The sequence below is a fragment of the Pengzhenrongella sp. genome (assembly GCF_036565025.1).
Classification (GTDB): domain Bacteria; phylum Actinomycetota; class Actinomycetes; order Actinomycetales; family Cellulomonadaceae; genus Pengzhenrongella.
This window is the reverse complement of record NZ_DATCNW010000196.1, coordinates 1-12021: the sequence shown is the minus strand read 5'-3', so window position 1 is coordinate 12021 and position 12021 is coordinate 1. Positions and strand designations below refer to the sequence as shown.

Here is a 12021-nt window from a genome sequence, read left to right as displayed (position 1 = left end):
CCCTATCGGTGGTCGCATCGGCGGCGCCCGCTCCCCTAGGTTCTAGCCATGTCGATCGCCGCCGACGCCGCCCCGCCCTCCGCCACGCTCCCGCCCGCCTCGGGTGGCCCGCCGGCCGCGCCCGGGCCGGACCTCGCACTGGGCCTCAGCGCGCAGGGCGTGCACCGGGCCTTCGGCTCGGTCCGCGCGCTCGATGGCGTCGACCTCGCGGCCCGCGCCGGGGCCGTCACCGCACTGGTCGGCCCGAACGGCTCGGGCAAGACGACGCTGCTGCTCATCCTCGCCGGGCTCCTGGTACCCGACTCCGGGCAGGTGCGGGTCGCCGGTTTCGACCCGGTCACCCACGGGCCGGACGCTCGGGCGCGGACCGGCTGGATGCCGGACGCGTTCGGCACCTGGGACTCGCTCACGGCGCGCGAGGTGCTGCTCACCTTCGGGGCGGCCTACCGGCTGCCACGCGCACACGCTGCGGCACGGGTGACCGAGCTGCTCGAGACCGTGCACCTGACCGAGCTCGCCGACCGGCCCGCGAGCGTGCTGTCCCGCGGGCAGAAGCAGCGCCTCGGACTGGCGCGCGCACTCGTCCACGACCCGGACGTGCTGCTCCTGGACGAACCGGCGAGCGGCCTCGACCCGCGCTCGCGCGTGGACCTGCGGATCCTGCTGCGGCTGCTGGCGTCGCAGGGCAAGACCGTCCTCGTCTCGAGCCACGTGCTCACCGAGCTTGACGAGATGGCCGACGACGCCGTGTTCCTCTCCCGCGGCCGGACCGTCCGGGCCGGCACCGTGGCGACCGCGCAGGCAGCCCGGCGAACCTGGCGGCTGCGCTCGCTCTCGCTCGCGACGCTCGTGGCCTGGCTCGACGACGTCGGCGCCGGCTGGCTGCCCGACGACGATTCCCCGCGCCCGGCGCCGGCCGCGGCGGGGTCCGACGACGCCGAGCCCCGCGACACCCCGCCCGACTCAGTTCCCGGTGTGCTCGACGGCCCCGGCGGCGTCCTGATCGAGGTCGACGGCGAGGCCGGCGCGGCCGTCCTGCTGCGCGACGCGGTCGCCGCGGGAGTCCCGATCACCTCACTGGCCCCCGCCGGTGGCGCGCTCGAACAGGCCTATCTGGCCCTCGAGGAGGATCGGCGATGAGCGCGTCCGTGGAGACCGAAGCGGTCGGACCCCGCCCGGGTGCCGTCCCGCCGTGGTCGGGCACGCCGCTGCGGCACCCGACCTGGGGGCTGTCCTGGCACGGGGTGCGGACGGTCGCGGTGCTCGACCTGCGTCAGCGGGTCCGCTCGACCCGCTGGATCGTCACGCTCGTGGTGTGGTTCGTCGTGGTCGGTGCGATCACGGGACTGACCTGGTTCGCGACGAACCAGGTGCTCGGCAGCACGGGCTACACGAGCGACGCCGGATCGCCCGCGCCGCCCCCGATGCTGTTCGGGCCGATGATCTTCGGGCTGGTCGTCTTCTTCGTGCTGTTCCTCGGGCTGCTGGTTTCTCCGACGCTCAGCGCGACGGCGATCAACGGCGACCGCACCGCGGGCACGCTCGCGACCCTCCAGGTGACGCTGCTGACGCCCGCCGAGATCGCCGTCGGGAAGCTCGTCGCCGCGTGGGTCGCCGCCCTGGCATTCCTCGCCGCGAGCGTGCCGTTCCTGCTCGCCTCGCTCGCCGCCGGCGGGACGCCCGTGCTCGCGATGATCGTGTGCCTGCTGGTCCTCGCCGTGCTGCTCGCGGTCGTCTGCGCTATCGGGCTCGGCTTCTCCGCGCTCACCGCGCGCACGTCGGGCTCCGCGGTGCTGACGTTCCTGACGGTCGCCGGGCTCACGGTGCTGAGCCCGATCGTCTTCGGCCTGACGTTCCCGGCGATCACGACGACCGACCAGGTGCGCGTGTGGGACGTGCCCGCGAACTTCGACTACGAGAGCGGCAAGGCGCCGATCTGCCAGTGGCGGACCGAGACGATGAGCCAGCCGCACACCGAGCGCACCTGGTGGCTGCTGGCCATCAACCCGTTCGTGATCGTGGCCGACGCCGCCCCACAGGCTCGCGGGAAGGTCGACCAGTTCGGGTTCGACCCGCTCAAGGGGATCCGGAGCGCGGTGCGCGAGGCCCGGACGGGACCGGGCACCGAGCAGGACAACTGCACCGGCAGCTACGGAGCCGGCGCCGCGCTGGGGTCGGATGCGGGAGCCGAGAACGGGGACTACGCGCCCTCGCCCGTCGCCAAGCGGGTTCCGGATCGCAGCGCGGTCTGGCCGTGGGGGCTGGCCGCGAACCTGCTGCTCGGCGCCGCCGGTCTGGTCACCGCGGTGCGCCGCCTGACGATCCCGCAGCGCACCCTCCCCCGCGGCACCCGCGTCGCCTGACCCGTTTCGACCCGCGGACATCCCGCGCCCCCGACGGCGAGATTTCACCGGTTCACGCAGGGCTCGAGTTCGCCGATCCGTACCCGAGTTCGTCGTTTCCGATCGACGAACTCGACTGGAAACGACGAACTCGGCGGCCGACCGGGACCGGCGTCGGGGCGTGGCCGCCGGGAACCGCGGTTCGGCGGTCTCAGTGCAGCGCTCTGTGCATCGAACGTGCACCCCTGGCGCGCGTTGGCTGCACAGAGCGCTGCACTGAGCAGGTTCAGGCGCGCATCCGGCGCAGCACCGCCCTATCCTCGAGCGCGCATCCGGCGCAACTCCCCTTCGGGCACGACCCACGTCCAGGACCCGCCGCTCAACGCATCCGGAATACCCGGCGAGCTCGCTCGAACTCGCTGGACCGACCTGTCAGACCCAACGCGCGGTATGGCCCGCGCAACGACTGACAACTCCCACGACGCTCGACTTGTCAGACCCAACGCGCGGTACAGCCCGCGCTGGGCCTGACAACTCGCTACTTCGCTGGGGGTCAGCCCTGGATTGCGTCGTACTCGGCCTCGGCCGCGACGTCGTCGTCCACGTCGAGGCGCAGGTGGCCGAGCAGGACCTGCAGGACGCGCAGGGCGCCCGAGGCGCGCTCGCCCCAGCTGGACAGGTAGGAGAACTGCCACCACCACAGGGCCTCGAGCACGCGGCCGTCCTCGAAGTGGCGCAGGCCCTGGTCGACCGCGCCCGCGATCGAGACCAGGTCGCCCGACAGCGAGCTCGTGCCGATCTCGGGGCCGAGGACCGGGTCCACGATCTCGGGGTACTCGTCGAGCCCCTCGAGCATGTTGGCGAGCGCGAGCCGCAGGGCTTCGACGTCGGGCTCCGGGCCGATGTCCGGCTCGAAGCGCTCGGGCGGCACGACGTCGAGCATCGCGCCCAGCCGCGCACCGGCGGCGAGCAGGTCGGAGACCGCGAGCAGGAGCAGCGGGATCGCTGCGTCCGGGTTCGCGCCCGAGGCGACCTCGGTCACCGTGCTCAGGTAGCTGCGGCCCTCGTCGGCCACCGTGCGGGCGACCGAGAGCAGGTCTGCGGCCTCGGCTGCGAGCTCCACGTCGACCGCTGCGGCGTCCGCGTCCGTCGAGCCGTCCTGCTGCGTCGGGACATCAGGCATTGATCCGTCGCCTCCCTTCGAAAGCGCGTCCGAGGGTCACCTCGTCCGCATATTCCAGGTCGCCGCCGACCGGCAGACCCGAGGCCAGACGGCTGACCGTCAGGCCCATCGGCACCAGCATCCGCGCCAGGTAGGTCGAGGTGGCTTCGCCCTCGACGTTCGGGTCGGTCGCGAGGATGACCTCGGTGACCTCCCCGTTCGCGAGCCGCGTGAGCAGCTCCTTGATCCGCAGGTCGTCCGGTCCGACGCCCGCGATCGGGTTGATGGCCCCGCCGAGCACGTGGTAGCGGCCGCGGAACTCGCGGGTCCGCTCGACCGCGACGACGTCCTTGGGCTCCTCGACGACGCAGATCACCGTGGCCGAACGGCGCGGGTCGCGGCAGATCCGGCAGGTCTCCTCCTGCGTGACGTTCCCGCAGATGTCGCAGAAGCGCACGCGCGCCTTGACCTCGGTGAGCGCGTCGACCAGCCGGCGCACGTCCGTGGGGTCCGCCGAGAGGAGGTGGAAGGCGATTCGTTGCGCACTTTTGGGACCGATGCCCGGCAGTCGGCCGAGCTCATCGATCAGGTCCTGGACTGCGCCTTCGTACACGCGGCAAGCCTACGGCGTCGGACCCACACCTGGGGCCGGTCGAGAAGGTCCGGCGCGGGGCGAGCAGGCCCTACTGCCCGTCGTCGAACTGCTCGTCGATCACCATGCCGCCGAGCATCTGCGCGACCAGCGGCGCGCCGCTCAGCTGCGAGGTGGAGATGTCCGGGTCGTCCGGCTGCGGGGAGTCCTCGGCCGCGGGCGGCGCGGCGGCGGCGGCGCGCAGCGCATCGGCGTGCGCGTGCTCGCCGGCCGCCCGGGCGCTCGCCGGCGCACTCTGGGCTTGGCCACGCGACCCGGCCGAACGGTCGTTCGGGTGCTCGACGGGCTCGATGTCGTCGGGCGGCTCGACGTCGGCCCACGACGCCTCGGCCCGCGCTCGATCGACCCCGGACGCGGGACCGCTGGTCCGCGCGCCCGACGGCGGCCCGCCGGACGAGCCGCCCGACGCTCCCCTGCCCGACGACGGCGACGCGCCGCCGCCCGCGGCCCCGTTCGCCCCCGCCTCGGCGAGCACACCCTCGACGCGGACGTCGAACCCGAGCGTCTCGCGCACCGCACGCTGCACGATCTCGGCGTGCGGCCCCGTGCGGAACGCGTTCGCGAGTCCCGGCGCGGAGAAGGACAACGTGAGCGTGGACGTGGTCAGGTCGACGATCAGCGCGTTCTGACTCACCAGCGCCCAGGTGGCCTTCTTGAGATGACTCAGCGTCTCGAGTACCTCGGGCCAGCGGCGCCGCAGCACCTCCGTCTCGGCCCCTGCCGCTGGCGCGGGCGCGGGCGCGGGCGCGGGCACGGGCGCGGCAGACGACGTCGTCGGGCCCCCCGGCTGACTCGGACCCGACGACCTGTCAGGCCCAGCGCGCGGTACAGCCCGCGCAGCGTCTGACACAGCGGCGGTCAGGCCCCGCCCCTCGGACTTGTCAGCCTCAGCGCGCCCTACGGACCGCGCTACGTCTGACACGTGAGCGTTCGGACCCGGACCTCCGGACTTGTCAGCCTCAGCGCGCGACAGAGACCCCGCAGCGTCTGACACGGCGATAGGAATGGGCGCATTTGGGGACGGAGCGGACGTCTCGGCCCTCGCGGCCGTAGTCTCGGTCGTGTCGGACCCAGCGCGCGGCATACCCCGCGCTGGGTCTGACGTTCGAGTGGCCGGTGACGCGGCCGGCGCAGCAGCAGCAGCAGCCGGCGGTGCAGCGGCCGGCGGGATGCTCGGCGCGGCAACGCTCGCCGCACCCGAAGTCCCGACAGCCTCGACCGCAACCCGTGAACCGGCACCGACCGGACCTCTCGCCCGCTCCAACCGGTCCAGCCGCGCGGCGTAACCCAGCGCGCCGTCGTCGGCCGCGGGCAGCAACAGGCGCGCGACGAGCAGCTCGAGGTGCAGCCGCGGCGAGGTCGCGCCGGTCATCTCACCGAGCGCGGCGTTGACGAGGTCGGCCGCGCGCGACAGCTCGGAGGCGCCCAGGTGCGTCGCCTGGGCGCGCATTCGCACCAGCTGGTCGGCCGGCACGTCGCGCAGCGCGGAATCGGCGGCGGCACCCGAGGCGGCGATCACGATCAGGTCGCGGAGCCGCTCGAGCAGGTCCTCCACGAACCGGCGGGGCTCGTGCCCGGTCGAGATGATGCGGTCGACCACCCGGAACGCGCTCGCGCCATCGCCCGCGGCGACCGCCTCGACGACGTCGTCGAGCAGGGTGGCGGGCGTGTAGCCGAGCAGCGCGACGGCCCGCTCGTAGTCGATCCCTTCCTCGTCGGCGCCGGCAACGAGCTGGTCCAGCACCGAGAGCGAGTCGCGCACCGAGCCTGCGCCCGCGCGCACCACGAGCGAGAGCACCCCCGGGCCGACCTTGGCCCCCTCGACGGCGACCAGCTGCTCGAGGTATCCGGTCAGCACGTCGGGCGGCACGAGCCGGAACGGGTAGTGGTGCGTGCGCGAGCGGATCGTGCCGATGACCTTGTCCGGCTCCGTCGTGGCGAAGATGAACATGACGTGCTCGGGGGGCTCCTCGACGATCTTGAGCAGCGCGTTGAAGCCCTGCGGCGTCACCATGTGCGCCTCGTCGAGGATGAAGATCTTGAACCGGTCGCGCGCCGGGGCGAAGGTCGCGCGCTCGCGCAGGTCCCGCGCGTCGTCGACGCCACCGTGGCTCGCGGCGTCGATCTCGACCACGTCGAGCGAGCCCGGCCCGCCGCGCGCGAGCTCACGGCACGAGTCGCACTCGCCGCACGGCACGTCCGTCGGTCCCTTCGCGCAGTTCAGGCAGCGCGCGAGGATCCTGGCCGACGTCGTCTTGCCGCACCCGCGCGGGCCGCTGAACAGGTAGGCGTGGTTGATCCGGCCGGTCCGCAGCGCCTGCATCAAAGGTGCGGTCACGTGCTCCTGCCCGATCACCTCGCCGAAGATCTCGGGGCGGTAGCGGCGGTACAGGGCTGTCGTCACGCACCGCACTCTAGGCGTCGGCGCCCACGGCCACGACTCCCGGCCGTGCTGTGCGGAACGCGCGCCCAACCCGCCGGCGCGCGCCCAGCCCGGCCCGAGCGCCGAGTTCGCCGTTTTGACGCGAGTTCGCCATTCGAAAACGGCGAACTCGCGTCAATAGGGCGAACTCGAGCCCGCAAGCGCGGGGGGGGGTTAGAGCTTCTTGCCGGGGTTGAGGATGCCGGTCGGGTCGAAGGCGGCCTTGATCGCCCACTGCAGCTCGCGGACCGTCGGGCCGAGCTCGACGTCGAGCGCCTCGAGCTTCTCGACGCCGATACCGTGCTCGCCGGTCACCGTCCCGCCCAGCTCAGCGGCCAGCGCGAGGATCCGGCTGTGCGCGAACTCCGCGGCCTCGAGCTGCGCCGGGTCCGCGGGGTCGTAGCAGATGCCCGGGTGCAGGTTGCCGTCCCCGACATGCCCACCGGTGCCGATCGGCAGGCCGACCTCGACCGAGAGCGCGTCGAGTCGCTCGAGCAGCTCGGGCAGCCGGGTGCGCGGGACGGCGATGTCCTCGTCGATACTCCCGCCGCGAACCGCCCGGATCGCCGAGTTGAACGCGCGCCGGGCCGCGAGCAGGCCGTCCAGCCGCACCGGGTCCGTCGCGACGTCGACCACCAGCGCGGAGTGCTCGCGGACGATCCGCTCGTACGCGGCGACGTCGTCGGCCCCGCCGTCGCGGGAGTCCGTCAGGGCGAGCAGCAGGGCGTGGGCCCCGGCGGGCAGGCCGCTGTCCGGGAGGTAGGCGGCGATCGCCGCGAGCACGACGCCGTCCAGGAACTCCAGCGTGCTGGGTCGGCGCGGTGAGGCCATGATCGCGTTGGCGGCCGCGAGCGCGTCCGCGGACGTCGCGAACGTGGCGCACACGCCCTGGGTCTCCCCCGGCGCGGCGAGCAGGGCCAGGGTCGCCTCGGTGACGATCGCGAGGGTGCCCTCCGAGCCGACGACGAGGCTGGTGAGGTCCAGGCCGGCGACCACCTTGACCGTCGGCGCGCTGGTGCGCACGATGCGCCCGTCCGCCAGCACGATCTCGAGCGACCGCACGAAGTCCCCGGTCACGCCGTACTTCACGCACCGCATCCCGCCGGCGTTGGTCGCGATGTTGCCGCCGATCGTGCTCACCGTCGACGACGCGGGGTCCGGCGGGTAGAACAGTCCCTGCTCGGCGACGGCCAGCGCGAGCGTCTCGGTCACCACGCCCGGCTGCACGACGGCGACCTGGTCGACGGCGTCGATCCGCACGATCGCGTTCATCGCGCCGAAGTCGATCAGGATCGCGCCGTCGACGGTGTTCGCGCCGCCGGCGAGGCCGCTCATCGCGCCCTGCGGCACCAGCGGCGTGCCGTGCGCGTACGCGATCCGCGCCACGGCGGACACGTGCGCGGTCGTCACGGGCCGCACGACGGCGATCGGGACGCCGTCGGCCGGGCCTCCCTTGGCGTCGAACGCCCGCTCGCGCAGAGACTCGTCGTCCGTGAGCACCGCGCCCGCGGGCAACGCGATGCGCAGCTCGGCGAGCAGGGAGCGGGTTCGCGCGCCGGGGGCCCGGGCATCGGCGCCCAGAGCCACGGTCACGGTCGTCTTTCGGGTCGGTACACCATCGCGTTGCTCCCAGATTGTGTGTCGCTCGCTGGCGCGCGGCCATCCTCGAACAAAAAATAAGGACCCCCCGCACACCCGTCAGAGCCCGCCTGCCCTTGCTGCCTTCCGGCCCTGGGGGAGTTCAGCAGGGTGACGCCGCACGAGGGGTCGTTGACAAGCCTAACTCAGCAAGACGGAGGCACCTAAGCCACCGGACAGCCGCCGAGGGCCCGAGGGCAGGCAAAAGGGACGCCGTCGGGCATCGTCTCGGACGCAGTTTCCAGCGGCGGATCGCAAAGGTGGCTCCCAGGAAATGAACAGCCTCACCCCAGCGCTCGCCGGAATGCTCGAGCCATGGCCACCCAGACCGCGTCCTCCCACCGAGCGCCCGCCGGCGCCGCACCCGCCGCCCGCCTGCGCGCGCCGGTACGCCGTCGCTGGTGGGCGGACGCGGTCGGGGTCGTCGTGTGGGCGACCTCGCTGGTCGTGGTCGCGCTGTGGGTCTCGAACGGCGGCGTGCAGGCCCTCGTGGCCGGCACCGGCGCCGCGCTCAGCTCGCTCGGGCGCCTGCTCGGCCTGGTGAGCTCGGACTTCCTGCTGCTCCAGGTCCTCGCGATGGCACGGATCCCGTGGGTCGAACGGCCCCTCGGCCAGGACAAGATCACCCGCTGGCACCGCCTGCTCGGGTTCACCTCGGTGAACCTCATGCTCGCCCACGCGGTCGCGATCGCCCTCGGCTACGCCGCCCTGGCACAGACCGGGTTCTGGGCCGAGCTCTGGTCCCTGATCACCACCGCACCCGGGATGCTGCTCGCGACCGCCGGGACCGCGCTGTTCATCCTGATCGCCGTCACCTCGGTGCGCGCGGCGCGGCGCCGCCTGAAGTACGAGTCCTGGCACCTGCTGCACCTGTACGCCTACCTCGGCGCGGGTCTCGCGCTGCCCCACCAGCTCTGGACCGGCACCGACTTCCTGTCCTCGCCCGTCGCGACCGCCTACTGGTGGACGCTGTACGCCGTCGCCCTGGCCGCGGTCCTGGTGTACCGGGTGGCGATCCCGCTGCGCACGTCCTGGCGGCAGCGCCTGACCGTGAGCCACGTGGTCGCCGAAGCCCCGGGCGTCGTCTCGGTCTACATCAGCGGCCGCCGCCTGGCCCACCTGCCCGTCGCCGCCGGCCAGTTCTTCGTCTGGCGCTTCCGGACCGGTTCGGGATGGACCCGCGGGCACCCGCTGTCGCTGTCCGCCGCGCCGACGTCGGGCGTGCTGCGCATCACGGCGGGCACCCGCGGGGACGACGGCGAGCGGATCGCCCAGATCGCGCCCGGCACCCGGGTGCTCATCGAGGGCCCGTACGGCCGGCTCACCCCCGACCTGCGCACGCGCCCGCGGCTCGTCGTGTTCGGCAGCGGCCTCGGCATCGCGCCGCTGCTCGCCCTGCTGCAGGACGCCGCGGCCGTCCCGGGCGCCGCCGCACGCCCCGCGACCCTGGTGCGCCGGATCCGAGACGGCGAGCAGCAACCGCTGCAGGGCGACATCGACCGGCTCGTCGCGGCCGGATCGCTGTGGGTGCTGGACCTCGTCGGGCCGCGCAGCAGGTCGGGCACGCCGTGGCTGCCCGAGCACCTCGGCCACGTGTCGGGACCGGACGCCGTCCGGCTCCTGGTGCCCGACCTGGCCGACTGCGACCTGTACGTCTGCGGCGCCGGGCCCTGGGTCGAGGCCGTCGCGAGCGATCTTCGCGTCGCCGGAGTACCGGCGGACGCGCTCCATGTCGAACAATTCACCTGGTAGCGGGAGCACCTCATGCGTCGCATCGTCTTTGCCATCTGCACGACCATCACCGGCCTCGTGCTGCTGTTCTCCTGGCCGACGAGCCTGAACCGGGCTGTGACACCCGCCGCCTCCGCAGGCGGCGGGACGACCGGGACGTCGTCGGGCACGAGCTCGGGGACCGCCGCGGGAACGAGCACGGGCACCACGTCCGGCACGACCTCCGGCACCGCGTCCAGCACCACGCCCAGCACCACGTACGACGGCGCCACCGCCTCGACCCAGTGGGGAGACGTGCAGGTGCGCATCACCGTCGCCGGCGGCAAGGTCAGCGCCGCCGAGGCGATCGTCTACCCGGACCAGAACCCGCACGACCAGCAGATCAACGCCTACGCGATCCCGACCCTCAACCAGGAGGCCACCGCGGCCGGCTCGGCGAGCATCAACCTGGTCTCCGGCGCGACCGTCACCAGCAACGGTTACGTGCAGTCGCTGCAGAGCGCGCTCGACCAGGCGGGGCTGTGAACCGCGCCGCGGCCGCGCCCGCGCCGCTGCGCTCGGTCGCCGCCAAGCCCGCCCGACGGCGCGTGTGGGTCGAGCAGATCATGGGCATGCCGATCAGCGTGCACGCCCGCGGACCCCGCGCGCGCGACCCGCACGCCGCGCGCGCCGCCCGCGAGCTGTTCGCCGACCTGCGGGCGTCGGACGCGCTGTTCAGCACCTACCGCGAGGACTCCCAGATCAGCCGCCTCAACCGCGGCGAGCTCACCCTGGACGACGCCGACCCGGCCGTGCGCGAGGTCCACCGGCTGTGCGAGGCCGCCCGCATCCGCACCGACGGGTACGTCAACGCGTGGGCCATCCCCGGCCACCCGGGGTGGTTCGACCCCACGGTCCTGGTCAAGACCTGGGCCGTGGCCCGCGCGGCCCGCCACTTCGACACCCTCCCCGACCTCGGCCTCGCGATCGGCGCCGGCGGCGACATCCTGCTGCGCTCCGGCAGCGAGCCCGAGCCCTGGACGATCGGCATCGAGGACCCGAGCGACCCCACGCGCACCCTCGCAGGCGTCCCGGTGTTCGACGGCGGCGTCGCCACCTCCGGCAGCGCCGCGCGCGGCGCGCACATCTTCGACCCGCACACGGGGCAGCCGGCGACCGAGGTAGTCTCCGCGACCGTCATCGGGCCGTCGCTGATGTGGGCCGACGTCTGGGCGACGGCGGCCGTCGCGCGCGGGCGGTCCGCGATCGACTGGGTTCGCACGCTGCACGGGACGAGCGGGATGCTCGTGCTCGCGGACGGGACTGTGCACCGCTGGAGCAACGAGGCCTGACCGAGCGGCGTCGTCGTCCGATCCAACGCCCGCGGCGGCGGGTTCCGCCCACGGTTCCAGGTGAGAGTCCGACCACACGTGGAGCACGATCGATCGAGAGCGTGCCGACCACCGGGCGCGGTCCGGTATCCTCTTCCGGCCAGGAGGATTCGCCTAGTGGCCTATGGCGCACGCTTGGAAAGCGTGTTGGGTGAAAGCCCTCGGGGGTTCGAATCCCCCATCCTCCGCGCAAGATTGAGCACGAATCCGCCCCTTCAGGCTTCCAGCCCGGAGGGGCGGATCTGTGTCCAGTCTCAGTTTTAGTCTCAGTCGGCCTCGCGGAGGCGGCGTCAGGCTCCCCAGAGCAGGTCTCCCAAGCGGTCGGCGATGTCCTTGCGGATGGGATCGATCATGTGGGCGTAGCGGTGGATCATCGCGACGTTGGACCAGCCCATGACGCCCATGATCATGCGCTCGCTCACCCCGAGGAACAGCAGCACTGTGGCGGCCGTGTGCCGAGCGTCGTGCAGTCGGCCATCCCTGACCCCCGCAGCCACCAGCAGTGCCTTCCAGTGGCCGCGATCAGTGCTCGGGTTGATGGCTTCACCCGTCTCAGTGGCGAAGATCCACGCCTCCGACGCCGTCCAGAGTTGACCCGCGCGCAGGCGTTCCGCGTCTTGTCTCGTCTTGTGGGTCCGGAGTAGGGCACAGAGCTCGTCGGGGAGCCCGATCTGGCGACGCCCAGCCCGCGACTTGGTGGTGTC

Annotated in this window: 10 protein-coding genes, 1 tRNA gene and 1 other RNA gene; 6 read left to right on the top strand and 6 right to left on the bottom strand. The window is 73.1% G+C overall.

Annotated elements, in window-relative coordinates; all coding sequences use genetic code 11:
- Positions 1-48 precede the first annotated feature (48 nt).
- Together VIM26_RS11350 and VIM26_RS11345 are read left to right on the top strand one after the other, a co-directional pair.
- Positions 49-1140 carry an ABC transporter ATP-binding protein gene (locus VIM26_RS11350; protein ID WP_331951200.1) on the top strand — a complete coding sequence of 364 codons (1092 nt, stop codon included), beginning with the start codon at positions 49-51 and terminating at the stop codon, positions 1138-1140.
- Entirely contained in the window at positions 1137-2363 is a 1227-nt protein-coding gene (locus tag VIM26_RS11345) for an ABC transporter permease (RefSeq protein WP_331951198.1), read from the top strand. The genes VIM26_RS11350 and VIM26_RS11345 overlap by 4 nt, the downstream gene beginning before the upstream one ends.
- Before the next feature lie 532 nt (positions 2364-2895).
- Here the strand turns inward: VIM26_RS11345 and VIM26_RS11340 are convergent.
- From VIM26_RS11340 to ffs, 5 genes are all read right to left on the bottom strand, one after another.
- The gene (locus VIM26_RS11340; protein WP_331951196.1) at positions 2896-3525 is read right to left on the bottom strand and encodes a DUF5063 domain-containing protein; all 630 of its coding nucleotides are present in this window, start codon (positions 3523-3525) and stop codon (positions 2896-2898) included.
- Positions 3518-4117, bottom strand: coding sequence for a recombination mediator RecR (recR, locus tag VIM26_RS11335; protein WP_331951194.1), 600 nt, complete (start codon positions 4115-4117; stop codon positions 3518-3520). The genes VIM26_RS11340 and recR overlap by 8 nt, the downstream gene beginning before the upstream one ends.
- A gap of 70 nt (positions 4118-4187) precedes the next feature.
- Entirely contained in the window at positions 4188-6560 is a 2373-nt protein-coding gene (locus tag VIM26_RS11330) for a DNA polymerase III subunit gamma and tau (protein ID WP_331951192.1), read from the bottom strand.
- 192 nt (positions 6561-6752) lie between these two features.
- Positions 6753-8171: an FAD-binding oxidoreductase gene (locus VIM26_RS11325; protein ID WP_331951190.1), complete on the bottom strand. Its 1419-nt coding sequence runs from the start codon at positions 8169-8171 to the stop codon at positions 6753-6755.
- Positions 8172-8253: 82 nt separating this feature from the next.
- An RNA gene (gene ffs, locus VIM26_RS11320) (signal recognition particle sRNA small type) lies at positions 8254-8350 on the bottom strand.
- Positions 8351-8531: 181 nt separating this feature from the next.
- On the opposite strand from ffs, the gene VIM26_RS11315 reads away from it, so the two are divergent.
- The 4 genes from VIM26_RS11315 (at position 8532) to VIM26_RS11300 (ending at position 11505) form a co-directional block, all read left to right on the top strand.
- The gene (locus tag VIM26_RS11315) at positions 8532-9968 is read left to right on the top strand and encodes a ferredoxin reductase family protein (RefSeq protein ID WP_331951188.1); all 1437 of its coding nucleotides are present in this window, start codon (positions 8532-8534) and stop codon (positions 9966-9968) included.
- Positions 9969-9980: 12 nt separating this feature from the next.
- Complete coding sequence (locus VIM26_RS11310) at positions 9981-10472, top strand: FMN-binding protein (RefSeq protein WP_331951186.1); 492 nt, start codon at positions 9981-9983, stop codon at positions 10470-10472.
- On the top strand, positions 10469-11278 hold the full coding sequence (locus tag VIM26_RS11305; protein WP_331951184.1) for an FAD:protein FMN transferase: 810 nt from the start codon (positions 10469-10471) through the stop codon (positions 11276-11278). Before VIM26_RS11310 ends, VIM26_RS11305 begins: the two co-directional genes overlap by 4 nt.
- Before the next feature lie 142 nt (positions 11279-11420).
- Positions 11421-11505: transfer RNA gene (locus tag VIM26_RS11300), tRNA-Ser, on the top strand.
- Between the two features lie 102 nt (positions 11506-11607).
- On the opposite strand, the gene VIM26_RS11295 is transcribed toward VIM26_RS11300, so the two are convergent.
- Positions 11608-12021 (bottom strand): tyrosine-type recombinase/integrase (locus tag VIM26_RS11295; protein ID WP_331951183.1); only part of this gene is annotated, 414 nt, incomplete at its 5' end.